Source organism: Pseudomonas sp. SD17-1, from assembly GCF_029201585.1.
Taxonomy (GTDB): domain Bacteria; phylum Pseudomonadota; class Gammaproteobacteria; order Pseudomonadales; family Pseudomonadaceae; genus Aquipseudomonas; species Aquipseudomonas palmensis.
On record NZ_CP104044.1, the window covers coordinates 2,094,955 to 2,113,176 of the forward strand.

The window sequence follows — 18,222 nt, forward strand, 5'->3', positions numbered from 1 at the left end:
ACGGAATCAGATGTGCAGCACTTCCATTTCCCGCAGCGCATCGGCCACGGCCTGGACCGCGGCGCGCATCTCGTGGGGGCCGACGCAGCCGATGCAGCCCACGCGGAATGTCTCGACCTGGGTCAGCTTGCCGGGATAGAGGATGAACCCCTTGGCCTTGACCCGTTCGTAGAAGTCCGCGAACTGGTAGCGCGGGTCACGCGGGGCGTGGAAGGTGACGATGATCGGGGCCTGGATGGTGGCGGGCAGAAAGCTGCGCAAGCCGATGGCCGCCATGCCGTCGAGCAGGGTCTTGCAGTTGCTTGCATAGCGCTGGTGGCGCGCCGCCAGGCCGCCTTGCTCGTGGTACTGCAGCAGCGCCTCGTGCAGCGCCGCCACCACGTGGGTGGGCGGGGTGAAGCGCCACTGGCCGGTGCGGGCCATGTAGGCATGCTGGTCATGCAGGTCCAAGGCCAGCGACGGCGAGTTGCCCTCGGCGCCAGCCAGTGCGGCCTTGTCGGTGAACACGAAGCCCATGCCTGGTACGCCTTCGAGGCACTTGCCGGACGCCGCGATCAGGGCGTCAAAAGGCACCTGGGCCGCGTCGATCGGCAGGGCGCCGAACGAGCTCATGGCGTCGATGATCAGGCGCTTGCCATGATCGGCGACGACCTGGGCGATCTGCGCCAGCGGGTTGAGGATGCCGGTACTGGTTTCACAGTGAATCAGCGCCACGTGGGTAATGCTGGCATCGGCGCGGATCAGGCGTTGGACATCGGCGGCAGTAGTGGGCTGGTCTTCGGCGGTCTCGAAGGTGGTGAATGCGCGGCCCAGCACCTGGCAGATCCTGGCCAGGCGCTGCCCATAGGCGCCGTTGACCAGCACCAGCACCTTGCCGTCACGGGGCACCAGCGTGCCGATGGCCGCCTCCACGGCGAAGGTGCCGCTGCCTTGCAGGGGCACGCAATGGTGGCTGGCGTGGCCATTGACGATGCTCAGCAACTGCTGGCACAGGTTGGCGGTCAAGGTGTTGAATTCGCGGTCCCATGAGCCCCAGTCGAGCATCATCGCCTGCCGCGTGCGTGCCGAGGTGGTCAGGGGGCCTGGCGTCAGCAGGACGGGGGGGTGGGTCATGGCGATGCTCCTCGCAAGCGGTGGGCTGAAACTACGGTGCCTACGTTGCAATTGCGCGCTTCATCAATCAAATTGTTTGTCGTTATGCCAACCATAAGTCAGGCCGATAGATATGAACCTGTTCCAGCTTCGCGCTTTCGATGCGGTGGCCCGCGAGGGCAGCTTTACTCGCGCTGCCGCGCGCCTGTTCATCAGCCAGCCAGCGGTTACCGGGCACATCAAGGCACTCGAGGAGCATTACCAGATCACCCTGCTGCGGCGCACTGCGCGGCGTGTGGAGCTGACCGAGGAGGGCACCCGCCTGGCCGCCATCACCCGCGCGATGTTCGGCCTGGCCGAGGAGGCGCAGGTGATGCTCGAAGCCAACCGCCAGTTGCTTACCGGGCGCCTGGAAGTTGCCGCCGACGGGCCACACCAGGTCATGCCGATGCTGGCCCAGCTGCGCGTGCGCTACCCCGGCATCACGGTCAACCTGCGCCTGGGCAATGCCCAGGAAACCCTGGCGGCGCTGCTGTCCGAGCATGCCGACGTGGCCGTGCTGACCGAGGTCGAACCGCGCAAGGGCCTGCACCTGCAGGCCCTGGGCCCGTCGCGTATCTGTGCCTTGCTGCCGGCCGGCCATCGCTGGGCCAGCCGCCCCGAGTTGCCCCTTGCCGAACTGGACCAGCAGATCATGGTGCTGCGCGAACCCGGCTCGATCACCCGGCGCACCTTCGACCAGGCCTGTGCCCGGGCCGGGGTGCAGCCACGGGTGCTGCTGGAGCTCGACAGCCGCGAAGCGGTGACCGAGGCGGTGGCCGCGCAGCTGGGGCTGGGTATCGTCTCGTCGATGGAGACCAGCCACGATCCGCGGGTGGTGGCCCGGCCCATAGAGGGGCCAGGGCTGGTCAACCAGCACATGCTCGGTTGCCTGGAGCGGCGCCGCGAGTTGCGCCTGATCCAGGCCTTTCTCGGGCTGGCGTCATCGGCATGACACGGCGTTGGCGTTTTGCCGTCGGCCCCCTAAGATGGCCGGCACACACCACCTGCAACACGAGTGAGGGTCGATGAAGGAGAAAGACACCATCTCCATGCAACTGGTGCGCGAGGCCCTGTTGCAAAGCAGCGCACCCGGCGCGGCGGCTGCGGCGTTGCTGCAGCGGGTGGGGATCGACCCGCAGCAACTGGAGCAGCCCCAGGCCCGCGTGCCGGCCAGTGCCTATGCCCGGCTGTGGCGGCTGCTGGCGCGTCGCTGCAACGACGAGTTCTTCTGCATGGACCCGCGCGGGCTGCGCAGCGGCAGCCTGGCGTTCATCTGCCGCTCGTCCATGGCCCAGCCGACCCTGGGCGCGGGCCTGGAGTGCGCGCTGGGGTTTCTGTCGCTGATGCTCGAGCACCTGCACCCGGTGCTGGTGCGCCAGCAGAGCCTGGCTGAAATCGTGATCGGCGAACCCGCCGAGGCGCCGCGCCGACCCTTCACCTATTTCACCTTCTGGATGATCGTGCATGGTGTGGCCTGCTGGCTGGCGGGTCGGCGCATTCCGATTCTGGCCATCGAATTGCGCTGCGCCGAGCCGGACTACTGCGATGACTACCGCGTGATGTTTTCACAGAACCTGCAGTTCGAGCGCCCACGCACGCGGCTGATTTTCGCTGCCGATTGCCTGGACCTGCCGCTCAGGCGCACACCCGAAGAGCTGCAGCGTTTTCTGGCCGAGGCGCCGGCCAACATTCTGGTGAAGTACCGCGACCCCACCAGCCTGGCGCGGCGTATCCGCGACGACCTGCGCCAGTTGCCCGCCAGCCAGTGGCCGGATGCCGAGGCACTGGCCCAGCAGCTGTGCCTGTCGGCCTCCACCCTGCGTCGACGCCTGGCCGAGCAGGGCCAGACCTACCAGGCCCTCAAGGACAGCGTGCGCCGCGAGCTGGCCATCGGCTGGCTGGCCGATGCGCAGGTCAGCTACGTGGAGATCGCCGAACGCCTGGGGTTTGCCGACACCAGTTCGTTCTACAAGGCCTTTCGCAAGTGGTCGGGGTGCAACCCCGGGCATTACCGCAGCCTCGTGCTGGGTTCGGGCTGAGGCCGCGAGGCAAGCCTTCCCGCTCCCTTGCCGGCGGGGCTGTTCCTAGTCTGGGTGCCCACCCCTTGATGGAGCAGGCGCCATGAGCCCGACCTCGAGCACCCGCAAAACCACCGGCACCACAGACGATCCCACCATCCTCGATCAATTCATCGCCGAACGCCTGCCGGGTTGGCTGCGCACGGCATCCAGGGAACAGGCGCGTGCAGTGAGCGCTGCATTGATCCGGCATCAGGCGTCGCTTGAAGCGTTGACCGAGTTGTTCCAGCTCCTGCAGTCGCCCGACGTGTTCGCTGCGCCCCTGCTGGACAAGGCCTTGCGCGACACCCTGGGGCTGCAACTGGACACGCGTGCGGCGCACTGGAAGGAAGTGCGCCTGCGTCAGTACCGCCCGGGGCTTTCGGTCACGCCCATGCCTTATCTGGAGGCGATCGAGATCCAGAGCCCGCTGTTGCAGCGTGCCCTGCAGAACTTCAGCGAGACTGCCGGCGGCTACTGGGGATTCTTTCGCGGCACGGCGATCGTGTCTGCGGGTCAGGCACTGGGCGTCGCGCCCGAGCGGTTTGCCGGCCTGTGCCGCACGCTGGACCTGGGCCAGAAGTATCAGGCTCATCTGGACAGTGTGCTCGACCCGCCGGATGACGCACTCAAGCGCCAGCGCCATGCGCTGCTGGCCCGCGAACAGCGCGATCAGCTGGATGTGGCCGCCCAGGTCGGCTACCTGAAAAAGGACATCGACGAGGTGGCCTACCGCATGCTGCGCCAGGTGGTCGACGGGGCGAGCCAGGTGACCTACGCCGAGCACCCGGTAAGGGTGCGCAGCATCGAGGTGCTGGGGCAGCAGGTACAGGGCGCGGTCGCCTTTCTGGCCCGTGGCGAACCCCTGGAGGGGGCGATACGCTGGACCGAGGCCGGCCTGGTGCGCCAGGTGGTGGTGTTTCTGCCTGGCGATCCGCAGCGCCCGCTGCGTCAGTATCCGACCTGGTATGCCTGTGCAACCGATCTGGGCCTGGCCTTGAAATCGGCTGATTACCTGAGCTATTTCCAGGGCCTGATCAGCCAGCAGGAGCGTGCAGCTTTCGGCGCGGCGTGGCAGGCGCAGCGAGACGCGGCGCGCCCGGACCTGGAACTGCTCGATTACCCGCTGGCCGGAGAGTTGTTCGCCAGCCTTGCGCAATGGCGTATCGCCCGGCTCAAGGCCGACGCAGCGGTGCTTGCCGTGCCTACGGCCAGGGTCGACGATGCGCTGGCCGAAGCACGTCGCGAGGCCTACCTGGCCGCAGGTGAAACCCTGCTCGGCATAGCGGCCTCGTTCGTCCCCGGGGTTGGCCAGATCATGCTGCTCAGTAGCGTCGGGCAGTTGCTGGGCGAGGTCTACGAGGGCGCCGTCGACTGGAGCAAGGGCCAGCGCAAGGAGGCCCTGGCGCATCTGACCGGCGTGGCCGAAAACGTGCTGGCCAGCGTTGCAACAGGGGCGGGTGTGGCGGGCCTGGTGGCGGTGGCCAAACGTTCGGCCTTCGTCGACGGCCTTATGCCGATAGTGCGCAGCACGGGCCAATACAGGCTGTGGAACGAAGACCTGGCAAGCTACCGTCATGCCCACCCTTTGCCTGAAACCCTGGTGCCGCGCGGCGATGGCTTGTATGAGGATGCAGGCGCGCTGTGGCTCAGGCATGAAGGGCAGACCTATCAGGTTCAGCAGCGCGATGGGCGCTGGGTTATGGTGCACCCGCAGCGTGCCGAAGCCTACTCGCCCGGCCTGGAAACCAATGGCGAAGGCGCCTGGCGCCTGCCTGGCGAGCATGCGCTGCAGTGGGCGGGCAATGCCCTGCTGATGCGGCGCCTGGGCCCGCTGGCCGAAGGGCTGAGCGATGCGCAGATCGACCAGGTCATGGTCATTGCCGGTATGGACGAGGCGCGCCTGCGCGGCCTGCACGTGGAGAACCGGGGCATGCCGGTTCGCCTGCGCGATACCCTGGTCCGTTTCGGTATCGATACGCGCATCTCGAGATTCTTCGAGCGTCTGCACCGGCAAACCGATGCCCAGGGCCTGGACCCTGTGCTCCATGCCTTCTGCAGGGAGCATCTGCAGGGTGTCGAAGACGCGGGGCAGGACTCGGAGCTCGATCACATCTGGGAGCAGATGCCGCGCTTGCGCTTCGAACTGTTCGAGCACCTTGAGGCGGCCACGCTGACCGCTGCCGATAGCCGTGTGAGCCTGTTGCAACGTGACTTTCCCGGGCTGGCGCGACGCTATGCCCAGGCGCTGGCAGAGCAGGCCGATGCCACGCAGCGCCAGATGATGGATCAGACTCGCCGCATTCCCCTGGCGGTCGCCGAGCAGGCACGCCACACCTTGCGTGAGGCGCGATTGAGCAGGGCGCTGGAGGGGTTGTGCCTGCAGAACGTGCACAGTGACGACAGCGTGGGCCTGGCCTTCGGCTTGCTGCGACGCATGCCGGCCTGGCCCGACGGGCTGAACCTGGAGCTGCGCGAAGGTTCGTCCAGCGGGCGGGTGATCGAGCGCCAGTTGTCACTCAGCGATACCCGCCAGACCCGCGTGCTGGTGCGTCGCGACGGGCAGTTTTCGGTGTACGACACTGAAGGCTACGAGCTCGACGACGAGATCCCGGCGCCCCAGGGGCTGTTCGAGGCGATTGCCTGCTGCCTGACGCGCGAGCAGCGTCGCGCCCTGGGCTGGACGCGTCATGACAGCGCGGCACAAATGCGCGAGGCCCTGGCTGCGCGGGCCCTGGCCAATCCCTCCGAGGCCGCGCAACTGATCGGGCAGGCGCGCTCGGCCGGGCGCTTCAGCCCGCCCCAGCGCTTGCCCGACGGTCGCATCGGGTATCCGCTCAGTGGCCGGGGCAGTGCGACACGACGGTCCCTGGTCAGTGTGGTGCGTGTACTGTTCCCGGGCTATGACCAACTCCAGATCGATGTGCTTCTGACCGAACTGCAGGGGGGCTCGGTTGAACCGATGACGGCACTGATGCGCCTGCTGGACCAGTACCAGCGCCTCGATGCGAGCCTGCAGCTGTGGTGTCGGCAGGTCTTTGGCCAGTCCCGCGAGTGGCGACGCCTGGTGGCCGATGAGCTGCGCCGGTGCTGGCGACGACAGACCGATCGCGTGACCAATGGGGGTGGCACGCTGATCGGCTATCGCCTGAACCTGGTGGCGATGCCGGTGGGGCATCTGCCGCCGCTGGGGGCCGGTATCGATTTTTCCCACGTGATAGACCTGAGCCTGGTGGGCATGGGGCTGACCGAGCTGTCGAACAGCTTCCTGCAACGCTTTGTCGGCGTGCGCTGGCTCAACCTGGCCAACAACCGCTTCGGGCGCATACCGCCTGCCTTGAACGGCATGAACTGGTTGCGTGAGGTGAACCTGAACCTCAACCAGATCAACCTGCGCAACACCGGGGTCAATACCCTTGCGTCCCTGCATCGGCTTGAAGTGCTGAACCTGGACAACAATCCCATCGAGATCCTGCCGAACATGGCCGGCATGTACAACTTGCGCCACGTGTGGTTGCGCAGCACGCGCCTGCAGCTGTTCCCGACCGGGTTGCTCGAATGTCCGTTTCTGGATGTGGTCGACTTGCGCGACAACCTCATCACCCAGTTACCGGAGACGTTCTTCGTGCCCGAGTCGCTGAACATCTACCTGCTCCAGCGTAACCCCCTGCCGCAGGCCACCTGGGACCGCATCAACGATCTGCAGCAGTTGCTGCCCGTGGTGGAGGCTGCGGCCGGTGTCATGGTACGTGCTGAAACGACTGCGCAAGCCCGCGCACTGTGGCTGGAGCTGGCGAACGAGGCGCAGCTGGATGTGCGCAGCCGTTACTGGGACAGCCTGATTGCAGAGCCTGGCGCCGCAGACTTCTTCCAGTTGCTGACCGAACTGACCGGGTCGGCGGATTTCCAGCATACCCGGGCCGAACTGGACCAGCGCGTGTGGCGCATGCTCGAGGCGATGGCGCAGCACACGGCGCTGCGCGAGGAACTGTTCGAGCTGGCGGCCAGCCCGACCACGTGCGTGGACAGCGTGTCGTCCACCTACAGTGCGCTCGAAGTGCGGTTTCTGCTGTTTCAGACCGTGCGCGCAGACAGCCCGAACGAGCAGCAGGGCGAAGCGTTGCTCGCCTTCGCGCGGCGTCTGTTTCGTCTTGAACAGGTCGAACAGTTCGCGCGTGCCGACATCCAGGCCAGGACGCAGGAGGCGCGTGGGGTGGACGAGGTCGAGGTGAGCCTGGCCTATCGCACCCGTCTGGCCGCTGCACTGGACCTGCCCGGGCAACCGCGCAACATGCAGTTCGCCGAAGTGGCCGCCGTGGCACCGGCACAGATACACGAGGCCCAGCGGGTGGTGCTGGCTGCCGAGCAGACCGACCAGCTGGCAACGTTCATCAGCGGCCGGGATTTCTGGCTGGCCTACCTGCGCCAGGCTCACGAAGGCGAGTTCGAGCAGGTCGAACAACCGTTCTGGGATCGACTCGAGGTGCTGGCCGCGCAACAGGGCACGCTGCAGGAAGGGGTGTACCTGACGCGAATGAACGCATTGCGCAGCGAACGCGAGGCGGCAGTGCAGGCGCTGGCATTGCGCCTGACCCAGGCGGCGCTGGAGGCTGCCACGCCGCCTGCGGGCTAGCGCCGGGGGCTGTGCAGGCAGTGGCCAAACCAGTCATCCAGATTGACAGCTTTGGCCATTGTCGCTGCGCGCTGGTGGCGCGACTATCGTCAGATCATTCGTTCTATTCCAACAATAAGAAACGAGGAGTCTGGCAATGCGTGATTATCACGACGCGCAGCGTGCTTTCGATTACCTGCACACTGCCGATGCCGTGCTGGCGGGCAACCTGGGTGCGCTCAACGCCTGCGTCGAGTGTTGCGACCGGCACGCCGCCGAGGGCGGCGTGGCCTTGTACTGGGAGCGCCACGACGGGGCCTGCGCGCAGTACACCTTTGCCGACCTGCAGCAGCGCGCCGCACGCCTGGCCAATGTGCTCAAGGCGCAGGGCGTGGGGCCGGGCGACCGGGTGGCGGGGCTGCTGCCGCGCACCGTCGAGCTGCTGGTCACGGTGCTCGCCACCTGGCGCCTGGGGGCGGTCTACCAGCCGCTGTTCACTGCCTTCGGGCCCAAGGCCATCGAGCACCGCCTGCACAGTTCCGGCGCCCGCGTGGTGGTCACCGACCGCACCAACCGCCCGAAGCTCGACGAGGTCGAAGGCTGTGCGCGGATCATTACCGTCGATGCCCAGGCCGGCAGCGGCGACCTGGATTTTCACATTGCCCTGGACGCTGCCAGCGCCGACTGCGCGCCTGTGCTGTTGTCCGGGGAGGCCCCCTTCCTGCTGATGTTCACCTCCGGCACCACCGGCCCGGCCAAGCCGCTGGAGGTGCCGTTGCGGGCCATCGTGGCGTTTCAGGGCTACATGCGCGACGCCATCGACCTGCGCCCCGAAGACAACTTCTGGAACCTGGCCGACCCCGGCTGGGCCTACGGCCTGTACTACGCCGTCACCGGGCCGCTGGCGCTGGGCCAGGCCACCACCTTCTTCGACGGCCCGTTCAGTGTCGAAAGTACCTGCCGGGTGATCGACAAGTACGCCATCACCAACCTGGCCGGGTCGCCCACGGCCTATCGCATGCTGATCGCCGCCGGCCAGGCCTTCGCCGAGCCGATCAAGGGCCGCCTGCGGGTGGTCAGCAGCGCCGGCGAACCGCTCAACCCGGAAGTGATCCGCTGGTTCGCCGAACACCTGCAGGTGACCATCCACGATCACTATGGTCAGACCGAACTGGGCATGGTGCTGTGCAACCACCACGGCCTGCGTCACCCGGTGCACCTGGGCTCGGCCGGCTTTGCCATCCCGGGTCATCGCATCGTTGTGCTTGATGAGCAGCAGCACGAACTGCCGCCCGGCCAGCCCGGCATCCTCGCGGTGGACCGCGAGCAGTCACCGCTGTGCTGGTTCGGTGGCTACCACGGGGTGCAGACCAAGGCCTTCGTCGGCAAGTACTACCTCAGCGGCGACACGGTGGAGCTGAACCAGGACGGCAGCATCAGCTTTGTCGGGCGCAGCGACGACGTGATCACCACCTCCGGGTACCGGGTCGGGCCGTTCGATGTGGAAAGCGCGCTGATCGAGCACCCGGCGGTGATCGAGGCCGCCGTGGTCGGCAAGCCGGACCCGGAGCGCACCGAACTGATCAAGGCGTTCGTGGTGCTGGCCAGCGGCGTGGAGGGCACGCCGGAGCTGGCCGAAAACCTGCGCCAGCATGTGCGCCAGCGCCTTTATGCACATGCCTACCCGCGCGAAATCGAATTTGTCGGCGAGCTGCCCAAGACCCCGAGCGGCAAGCTGCAGCGTTTCATCCTGCGCAATCAGGAAATAGCCAAACAACACACCGCGCCGGCGCCCGTCGCCAGCGCCTGAGGACCCCTTATGCAAATTGCCAACAAGAACTTCATCGTCAGCGGCGCCGCCTCCGGGCTGGGCGCCGCCACCGCCGAGATGCTGATCGGCGCCGGTGCCCAGGTGATGCTGGTGGACCTTAACGCCGAGGCCGTTGCAGCCAAGGCGCAAGCCCTGGGTGACAAGGCCCGTTTCGCCGTGGCCGACATCAGTCAGGAAGCCCCGGCCAAGGCCGCCGTGGACGCGGCCGTCAGCGCCTTTGGCAGCCTCCACGGGCTGGTCAACTGTGCCGGCATCGTCGGCGCCGAGAAGGTCCTGGGCAGGCAGGGGCCGCACGGCCTGGACAGCTTCAGCCGGGTGATCAACGTCAACCTGATCGGCAGCTTCAACCTGCTGCGCCTGGTGGCAGCGGCCATGGCCGAGGGCGGTGCCGACGCCGACGGCGAGCGCGGGGTGATCATCAATACCGCCTCCATCGCCGCCTATGACGGGCAGATCGGCCAGGCGGCCTACGCTGCCTCCAAGGGCGCGATTGCCAGCCTGACCCTGCCGGCCGCCCGCGAACTGGCGCGCTTCGGTATCCGCGTGATGACCATCGCGCCGGGCATCTTCGAAACCCCGATGATGGCCGGCATGACCCAGGAAGTACGCGACTCGCTGGCGGCCGGCGTGCCGTTCCCGCCGCGTCTGGGCCGCCCGCAGGAGTACGCGGCGCTGGCGCGTCACATCATTGAAAACAGCATGCTCAACGGCGAGGTGATCCGCCTCGACGGTGCCTTGCGCATGGCTGCCAAGTAATTCAGGAGAACCGCATGAGCATGTCCCATGATCCCATCGTAATCGTCAGCGCCGTGCGCACGCCCATGGGCGGCCTGCAGGGCGATCTCAAAAGCCTGACTGCACCGCAACTGGGCGCTGCCGCCATTCGCGCAGCCGTCGAGCGTGCGGGCGTGGCTGCCGACAGCGTCGACCAGGTGCTGTTCGGCTGCGTGCTGCCAGCCGGTCTCGGCCAGGCCCCGGCACGCCAGGCGGCCCTGGGGGCCGGCCTGGACAAGGGCACCACCTGCACCACCCTGAACAAGATGTGCGGCTCGGGCATGCAAGCCGCGATCATGGCCCATGACCTGCTGCTGGCCGGTACTGCCGAGGTGGTGGTGGCCGGCGGCATGGAGAGCATGTCCAACGCCCCGTACCTGCTGGACAAGGCGCGCAGCGGCTACCGCATGGGCCACGGCAAGGTCATCGACCACATGTTTTTCGACGGCCTGGAAGATGCCTACGACAAGGGTCGCCTGATGGGCACCTTTGCCGAGGACTGCGCCCAGGCCCAGGGCTTCAGCCGCCAGGCTCAGGACGACTTTGCGATTGCCTCGCTGACCCGTGCGCAACAGGCGATCGAGAACGGCAGCTTTGCCGCCGAGATCGTGCCGGTGGAGGTGACCGAGGGCAGGCAGACCCGCCTGGTCAGCCACGACGAACAGCCGCCCAAGGCCCGCCTGGACAAGATCGCGCAGCTCAGGCCGGCGTTTCGCGAAGGCGGTACGGTCACGGCAGCCAACTCCAGCTCGATTTCCGACGGTGCGGCGGCGCTGGTGCTGATGCGCAGGTCCCAGGCCGAGCAGCGCGGCCTCAAGCCACTGGCGGTGATCCACGGGCATGCGGCGTTCGCCGACGAGCCTGCACTGTTCCCCACCGCGCCGATCGGCGCCATCGATGCGCTGCTCAAGCGCACCGGCTGGAGCCTGGCCGAGGTCGACCTGTTCGAAATCAACGAGGCGTTCGCGGTGGTCACCCTGGCGGCGATGAAGCAGCTGGACTTGCCTCACGACAAGGTCAACATCCACGGCGGCGCCTGCGCCCTGGGCCACCCCATCGGTGCATCGGGCGCACGTATTCTGGTGACCCTGCTTGCCGCGCTGCGCCAGAAGGGCCTGCGCCGCGGCATCGCGGCCATCTGCATCGGCGGTGGCGAAGCCACGGCCATGGCTGTCGAGTGTCTGGACTGAGGTGCACCATGCTAGTCAACGATGAACAACAGCAGATCAGCGACGCCGTTCGCCAGTTTGCCCAGGAGCGCCTGCGGCCCTTTGCCGAGCAGTGGGACCGCGAGCACCGCTTCCCGCGGGAGGCTATCGAGCAGATGGCCGAGCTGGGCCTGTTCGGCATGCTGGTGCCGGAGCAGTGGGGCGGCAGCGACACCGGCTATGTCGCCTACGCCATGGCCCTGGAGGAAATCGCCGCCGGCGATGGTGCCTGCTCGACCATCATGAGCGTGCACAACTCGGTGGGCTGCGTGCCGATCCTCAAGTTCGGCAGCGAGCAGCAGAAGCAGCAGTTTCTGACGCCGCTGGCCACGGGCGCGATGCTCGGTGCCTTTGCCCTGACCGAGCCCCAGGCGGGCTCCGATGCCAGCAGCCTGAAAACCCGTGCGCGCCTCGAGGGCGATCACTATGTGCTCAACGGCTGCAAGCAGTTCATCACCTCGGGGCAGAATGCCGGCGTGGTGATCGTGTTCGCGGTGACTGACCCGGCAGCCGGCAAGCGCGGCATCAGTGCCTTTATCGTGCCCACCGACTCGCCTGGCTACCAGGTGGCGCGGGTGGAGGACAAGCTCGGCCAGCATGCCTCCGATACCTGCCAGATCGTCTTCGAGAACGTGCGTGTGCCGCTGGCCAATCGCCTGGGCGAGGAGGGCGAGGGGTACCGGATCGCCCTGGCCAACCTGGAAGGCGGGCGCATCGGTATTGCCGCGCAATCGGTGGGCATGGCGCGGGCCGCGTTCGAGGTGGCACGTGACTATGCGCGCGAACGCGAGAGCTTCGGCAAGCCCCTGATCGAACACCAGGCGGTGGCGTTTCGCCTGGCCGACATGGCCACGCGCATCGCCGTGGCCCGGCAGATGGTGCATCATGCCGCCGCCTTGCGTGATGCCGGGCGCCCGGCGCTGGTGGAAGCCTCGATGGCCAAGCTGTTTGCTTCGGAAATGGCCGAAAAGGTCTGTTCCGATGCCTTGCAGACCCTGGGCGGTTATGGCTATCTGAGCGACTTCCCGCTGGAGCGGATCTACCGTGACGTGCGGGTTTGCCAGATCTACGAAGGCACCAGCGACATTCAGCGCATGGTCATTGCGCGCAATCTTTGAAGGGAGCAGCTTGCATGAGTTTCGAAACCATTCTGTTGGACATCCGTGGCAAGGTCGGCCTGATCACCCTCAACCGGCCCCAGGCGCTCAACGCCCTCAACGCGCAGATCGTGCGCGAGCTGAACCAGGCGCTGGACCAGCTCGAAGCCGACCCGAACATCGGCTGCGTGGTGCTGACCGGTTCGGAGAAAGCCTTCGCCGCCGGTGCCGATATCAAGGAAATGGCCGAGCTGAGCTACCCGCAGATCTACATCGACGACCTGTTCAGCGACAGCGACCGCATCGCCAACCGCCGCAAGCCGATCATCGCCGCGGTGTCCGGCTTCGCCCTGGGCGGTGGCTGCGAGCTGGCACTGATGTGCGACTTCATCCTGGCCGCCGACAATGCCAAGTTCGGTCAGCCTGAAATCAACCTGGGCGTGTTGCCGGGCATGGGCGGCACCCAGCGCCTGACCCGCGCGGTGGGCAAGGCCAAGGCCATGGAGCTGTGCCTGAGCGGGCGCATGATGGGGGCCGAGGAGGCCGAGCGTGCCGGCGTGGTGGCGCGTATCGTGCCCAAGGAGCAACTGCTCGAGGAGGCCCTCAAGGTGGCGGCACAGATCGCCAGCAAGTCGGTGCCGGTGGCGATGATGGTCAAGGAGAGCATCAACCGTGCTTTCGAGGTGAGCCTGTCCGAAGGCGTGCGTTTCGAGCGCCGGGTATTCCATGCCGCGTTTGCCACCGAAGACCAGAAGGAAGGCATGGCGGCGTTCATCGCCAAGCGCGAGGCCCAGTTCAAGGACCGCTGAGCAACATCTACCACCTGCCCGGCAGGGCGTGACGCTGTACTGCGGCTTCTTTACTCACAAGGAAGTCGCATCATGGATGCAGCAGATACGCTTTTCGGGCAGTTGGCCACACACGCTTCGCTGTGCGGCCCCATCGGCCGCCAGATGGTCACCCGGCCCTCGTTGCACGCCGTGGCTGCGCAGGTGTGCGCGCAGCAATGGCAGGTGCGCGGGATCAAGGGCCCGGCGCCATCGGCCTTGACCCTGGTCAGGGGGCGGCCGGGGCAGGGCGCGCGGCTCGATTCGCTGGCCGATGCCCTGATACGGCGCTATTGCGAACGCACCTGCCTCAACCTGGCCAGCGGGCTGGACTACCTTACCCTGCAGCGCGGCGCCGAGTATCCGCAGGCCGCCGATGTCGACCTGCACGCGGTCGAAACCCTGCTCAATGAATGCGGGCCGTTGCTGCTCGATGAATACAAGCGTGTGCTCAGCCGTTACTGGGGCCAGGCCGAGCCGGGCCAGACCGGGCGCTGGGACTGGCTGGCCGATTACCTCAAAAGCCGTTTTTCCAGCGCCTGCGAACTGGCCCGAGGGGCTGGCGTGCTGGACGGGCTGGAGCTGGCCACGGCGACGATGGTCGGCATCTATCCACGGGCGACGCAGCGCGCGCAGTTCGGCAACGGCGCGGATGTACGCGTGTCGCTGCTGTGCCTGGATGCCGAACCCGGTGGCGGGCTGGACCCTGAACTGGCCAGCGCGGTGCTGATCGAGCGCCAGGTGCTCGGCCAGTTGCGCACTGTCGTGGTGCTCTACACCCTGGCGGGTGGGCTGTATCGCTTCGATTCGCGCCACGCACTGCTGGAGGCATTGGCCAGGGGCTGGGGCGCGCAGGCTTCGGGCACCTTCAAGCTCAACCTGTACCAGACCGAACTGTCGATTTTCCAGGCCCAGGCGCGGTTGTTGTTCGAACAGCAATTGCGCCTGATCGATGCCATCGCCGCCGCACCTCTCGATTCGCAGGTCGACCCGGTGCAGACGCTGGTCGCGCGCCTGGACGAAGCCATCTCGCTGGTGCAGGTATGCGATGTGAGCGAGCGCCAGACCCTGGCCAGCCTGCGCGGGCTGTTGCCGACGTGGTTGCGCGACGCTGACGAGGCGCCGCGCCTGCAGTACACCGAGATGCTGGTGCGCCTGGCGCGGGCGCAGCAGCGCAGTGGCGGGCAGTCGTTCCTGCATGACCTGCCCGGCATGCCGGAGTACGCCTGGGCCCAGTGGCAGGCGGCGGTGCATGCCGGGCACCCGGGCTTCACCCGTGCCGAGCTGGAAGATGTCGAGCTGGTCAACCGCCAGGTGATTGCCGGCGCCGGCGGCAGTGGGGGGGATTTTGCCCCGGCGGGCAGCATTCGCGAGGTGACGCTGAACCTGGCCCAACTGGCGGTGGGCAACCTGGGGCTGCTCAGGGCAGGCAGCGTCACCTTGCGCAGCCGCAGCGGCGCAGTGCTGCCGACATGGCTGGATCTTGCATTCATCAAGGCCCAGGTCACCCGCCTGGACGTGGGCCAGACCTACCCGGACCTGTTGCAGCACAGCCTGCTGGATGACCCTGTGCAGTCGGCCAGTCGCCAGCAGCTGTTCGTCGATCAGTTGCGCGAACAACTGCCGATGCTGGTGCTGGAGTATTGCCTGCGTCAACGCGAAGGGGTCAGTGCACTGAGTGCCCGGCGTGTCACGGCACTGTGCCGTGGCGAGGAAACCGACGCGGTGCTGCGTCCGTTGGGCCTGTTGCGCGAGGCCGGTGCACACCCCGATGTCGCGCTCAATGCGTACCTGGTCGAGGGCCGCGACCCGCGCCAGGGGCCGTGCCTGCTGTATCGCCCACTGCACCGCGAGCCGCTGCAGGAGTTCAGCTCGCGCCAGGCCCTGTTCGAGCGGTTGTGCGAGCCCGGCGCGCTGCACGACGATCTGCTGGCGCGGCTGCCTGCCAAGGCACAGCCGGTGTACGCGCGTGGCGGGCTGGAGCAGCCGCATACGGTGCGCTTTCTGCCCGGCTCGGACTTCGCTCCCCTTCAGGTGCCGGCCCCGGCGTCGTTCAGCGACGCGCTGATCGACGGCGACCCGCTGGTGCATCTGTACCGTAGCTGCGCCCAGGAACTGGTGGCCCGCGCCCGGGCCGGCTCGCAGTCATCCAGCGAACAGCGCTGGGCGGCCTATGCCGAACTGGGCTGGCTGATGTTCAACACGCTGTTGCCACTGTGCAATGGCCCGGTTGCGGTGGCCGGCTGGCTGGTGCAACTGACGGTGGGCCTGCGCGATACCTTGCAGCAACACCAGAGCGAGGGTGACGGGCAGCTGGCGGGATGGTTGTTCAACCTGGCGCTGACGTTGCTGGCGAGCAGGACCGACACCACCCGGCTCAAGCTCTCAACCCCTGCGCAGAGGGGCGAGTCGCCGCTGGCCCAGGTGCTGGAGCCCGAGTTCGGCCATGCCCTCGCTTCGCCCTCGGGCCAGGCGTTGGACAGCCTGGATTTCAGCTGGGCAGCGGCGGCGGACCGACTGAGCGGCGAACAGCGCGCGCGGCTGGTGCCCCTGCAGCGCGTGCAGGGCCGCGAGGGGCTGGGAGCACCGATCAGCCACGGGCCCTGGCAGGGGTTGTACCTGCATGAGGACCGTCTGTGGGTGGGTGTCAGCGGGCAGGTCTACCCCGTGGTGGAGGAGGATGCCGGCCTGCGAATCCGCGACGCGCAACAGCGTCCCGGGCCCTGGCTGCGGCACGCCGCCGATGGCAGCTGGCAGTTCGACCTGGGCTTGCGCTTGCGTGGCGGCATGCCGCTGAATCGGCGCATCCAGCAGTTGCGCCTGGCCAACCAGGCTCGCGTGGAGGTTCTGCAGAAGGAACTGGACGACTACCAGCCGGTGCGCCAGGCCAGCGCCTTGCAGCTCAAGCGCGATCTGGACGAGGTGGTGAAACAGGAGCCGCAGCCCTCGGCCGAGCGATTGCAGCGCTATGTGGATGATCTGCGACGGCACGGGCAGGGGCTGGCCAAGGCGCGGGAAAGCCATGCGCAACTGAACCAGCTTAAAACCCTGGCAAACTTTCGCGCCCAGCAGGGCAACTACCTGTTCGAGGAGTCCAGCATTACCGTGCAGTTGCTGTACGCCTTGCGAAGCCTGTTCATGCATAACAAGGACGGCATAAACAACCTTCGCGGCGGCCAGGGTCAGGACCGTCTGCGCGAACTGGTGCTGGAAGGCACTTCGCCCACCTATCGGCAACTGGTGGTGCTGCTCGAAGGGGCCAAGACCCTGACCGAGCAGATCATCGACTGCTATCAGGCCCTCGATCGCCTGACCGGGCAGCTGCGCCAGATCCTGCCCGGCGGCCCGGCCCAGGCAAGCAGGATCGAGGCGATGCGCGGTGAAGAGCTGGCAGTCCAGGCCTGGCGTTCGTCCCAGATCAACATGCTGGGGGTGTTGGTGCTGCAGGCAGACCGCGGGCACGCCGGAGGCGAGGGTATCTACGAGACGGTGTTGTCTGCCCGATTGGGCTTGCAGCTGGAGCTCGAGATGGGCGGGGCGTTCACCGATCAGGAACGGGTGCAGATGCTCGACAGCAGTGTGCGCCACTATGCCAGTGCACTGCAGGGCACCCAGCTGTACAAGGCCTCCAGCGCGGTTTTGCAGGGGGCGGCACAGGTGGAGGAGTACCAGCAGGTGCTGCAGGCCCTGCATGATGCTGCCCAGAAGCGACTGGCCGGGCTGATTCGCGACCTGCCACGCCAACCTTCGGCGCCACCGGCCTCAGGCAGCCGCTCGCGCACGTTGATACGCACCCGCAACCGCGGCGTGGTGGTGGGGCAGCAGCGTCGGCTGGCCGGGGCCGACAGCGACGTGGTGGTGGTGATCGACCCGGTGGAACAGCGCGAGCTGGCCCGCTACGAGGAAACCGCCGAGGCCGGTATCTGGCAGCCGGTGGAGCGCCCCCGCCCAGCACCTGCGCGCGCCACCCAGGCACAGTTGCCGGGCTTGCTGGAGCGCTCCACGCGGTTGCTGAACGACTCGGCGCAGCAGCTCAGGCGCGCCGTCGCCCAGGCCAGGACCGCCATGCTTCCGGTGGAGATGGAAGAAATCCTGACGCACCAGGCGCGCCCGCTTGACGAGCTGGCCCGGCAGATCGAACAGGCATTGACTGCCGGCAACGACACCGACCGGTCTGCTGCCGGCCAGGATGCGGCGCTGCAAGCCAAGGCCCTGCTCGAGCAGGCCAAGCACCTGCGTGATGAAGGGCGGCGTCTGCGTGTGCAGATGACCCTGGCACAGTTGCCGACGGTCAGTCGGGTGGCCTACCTCAAGGCCCAGGGCGAGGTCAGCCTGCACAGGCTCCAGCCGCGCAAGCCCACGCGAAAACGCAAGGGTCATGCCCAGGATTTCCTTCAGGAGTACGAAATCCACGACAAGGCGGGGCAGTTGCTGTGGGTGGCGCACTTTCATTACGCGACCCTGGACGCAGAGCCTGGGCTGTACACCGCGGCGCATCTGAAAACCGCCGCACAGCGGTTCGAGGGGGGGCAGTACCAGTTGCCGGCAGACGCCGACAATGAGCGCGTGATCCAGATCTACCGCAGCCAGATCGACAGCCGCTCGGCCCGGGCGCTGTTCCTGGACCTGTAGCGGCGCCCGCGCCTACTACCAAATGACGAGTTGTCCTCTGCCAAAGGGCG

The 18,222-nt window shown here is 67.1% G+C and carries 10 protein-coding genes; 9 read left to right on the forward strand and 1 reads right to left on the reverse strand.

Translation table 11 applies throughout. The annotated features are described in order from the left end of the window. Positions 1-6 precede the first annotated feature (6 nt). Positions 7-1,113 carry a 2-aminoethylphosphonate--pyruvate transaminase gene (locus N0B28_RS09420; protein ID WP_275731571.1) on the reverse strand — a complete coding sequence of 369 codons (1,107 nt, stop codon included), beginning with the start codon at positions 1,111-1,113 and terminating at the stop codon, positions 7-9. 112 nt (positions 1,114-1,225) lie between these two features. On the opposite strand from N0B28_RS09420, the gene N0B28_RS09425 reads away from it, so the two are divergent. The 9 genes from N0B28_RS09425 to N0B28_RS09465 all read left to right on the forward strand — a co-directional run bounded on the left by N0B28_RS09425 (position 1,226) and on the right by N0B28_RS09465 (position 18,172). After that, the gene (locus N0B28_RS09425) at positions 1,226-2,086 is read left to right on the forward strand and encodes a LysR substrate-binding domain-containing protein (RefSeq protein WP_116053428.1); all 861 of its coding nucleotides are present in this window, start codon (positions 1,226-1,228) and stop codon (positions 2,084-2,086) included. 73 nt (positions 2,087-2,159) lie between these two features. Continuing rightward, entirely contained in the window at positions 2,160-3,173 is a 1,014-nt protein-coding gene (locus N0B28_RS09430) for an AraC family transcriptional regulator (protein ID WP_043859675.1), read from the forward strand. A gap of 82 nt (positions 3,174-3,255) precedes the next feature. After that, positions 3,256-7,824 (forward strand): NEL-type E3 ubiquitin ligase domain-containing protein, encoded by a 4,569-nt coding sequence (locus tag N0B28_RS09435; protein ID WP_275731573.1) that lies wholly within the window; start codon positions 3,256-3,258, stop codon positions 7,822-7,824. Between the two features lie 136 nt (positions 7,825-7,960). Then, positions 7,961-9,613, forward strand: a complete 1,653-nt coding sequence (locus tag N0B28_RS09440; RefSeq protein WP_275731575.1) for an AMP-binding protein — start codon at positions 7,961-7,963, stop codon at positions 9,611-9,613. Positions 9,614-9,622: 9 nt separating this feature from the next. Beyond that, positions 9,623-10,390, forward strand: a complete 768-nt coding sequence (locus tag N0B28_RS09445) for an SDR family NAD(P)-dependent oxidoreductase (RefSeq protein ID WP_058541897.1) — start codon at positions 9,623-9,625, stop codon at positions 10,388-10,390. A 14-nt stretch (positions 10,391-10,404) separates the two neighbouring features. Beyond that, positions 10,405-11,598, forward strand: a complete 1,194-nt coding sequence (locus tag N0B28_RS09450; RefSeq protein WP_058541898.1) for an acetyl-CoA C-acyltransferase — start codon at positions 10,405-10,407, stop codon at positions 11,596-11,598. Positions 11,599-11,606: 8 nt separating this feature from the next. After that, the gene (locus N0B28_RS09455; RefSeq protein WP_043860115.1) at positions 11,607-12,734 is read left to right on the forward strand and encodes an acyl-CoA dehydrogenase; all 1,128 of its coding nucleotides are present in this window, start codon (positions 11,607-11,609) and stop codon (positions 12,732-12,734) included. Positions 12,735-12,748: 14 nt separating this feature from the next. Further along, positions 12,749-13,522 (forward strand): enoyl-CoA hydratase, encoded by a 774-nt coding sequence (locus N0B28_RS09460; protein ID WP_043860114.1) that lies wholly within the window; start codon positions 12,749-12,751, stop codon positions 13,520-13,522. 72 nt (positions 13,523-13,594) lie between these two features. Further along, positions 13,595-18,172 carry a hypothetical protein gene (locus N0B28_RS09465; protein WP_275731578.1) on the forward strand — a complete coding sequence of 1,526 codons (4,578 nt, stop codon included), beginning with the start codon at positions 13,595-13,597 and terminating at the stop codon, positions 18,170-18,172. The last annotated feature ends 50 nt before the right edge of the window (positions 18,173-18,222 follow it).

Bases quoted from the DNA above. Each gene is read 5' to 3' on its own strand.
- N0B28_RS09420 (WP_275731571.1), bottom strand. From the start codon at position 1,113: ATGACCCACCCCCCCGTCCTGCTGACGCCAGGCCCCCTGACCACCTCG.
- N0B28_RS09425 (WP_116053428.1), top strand. From the start codon at position 1,226: ATGAACCTGTTCCAGCTTCGCGCTTTCGATGCGGTGGCCCGCGAGGGC.
- N0B28_RS09430 (WP_043859675.1), top strand. From the start codon at position 2,160: ATGAAGGAGAAAGACACCATCTCCATGCAACTGGTGCGCGAGGCCCTG.
- N0B28_RS09435 (WP_275731573.1), top strand. From the start codon at position 3,256: ATGAGCCCGACCTCGAGCACCCGCAAAACCACCGGCACCACAGACGAT.
- N0B28_RS09440 (WP_275731575.1), top strand. From the start codon at position 7,961: ATGCGTGATTATCACGACGCGCAGCGTGCTTTCGATTACCTGCACACT.
- N0B28_RS09445 (WP_058541897.1), top strand. From the start codon at position 9,623: ATGCAAATTGCCAACAAGAACTTCATCGTCAGCGGCGCCGCCTCCGGG.
- N0B28_RS09450 (WP_058541898.1), top strand. From the start codon at position 10,405: ATGAGCATGTCCCATGATCCCATCGTAATCGTCAGCGCCGTGCGCACG.
- N0B28_RS09455 (WP_043860115.1), top strand. From the start codon at position 11,607: ATGCTAGTCAACGATGAACAACAGCAGATCAGCGACGCCGTTCGCCAG.
- N0B28_RS09460 (WP_043860114.1), top strand. From the start codon at position 12,749: ATGAGTTTCGAAACCATTCTGTTGGACATCCGTGGCAAGGTCGGCCTG.
- N0B28_RS09465 (WP_275731578.1), top strand. From the start codon at position 13,595: ATGGATGCAGCAGATACGCTTTTCGGGCAGTTGGCCACACACGCTTCG.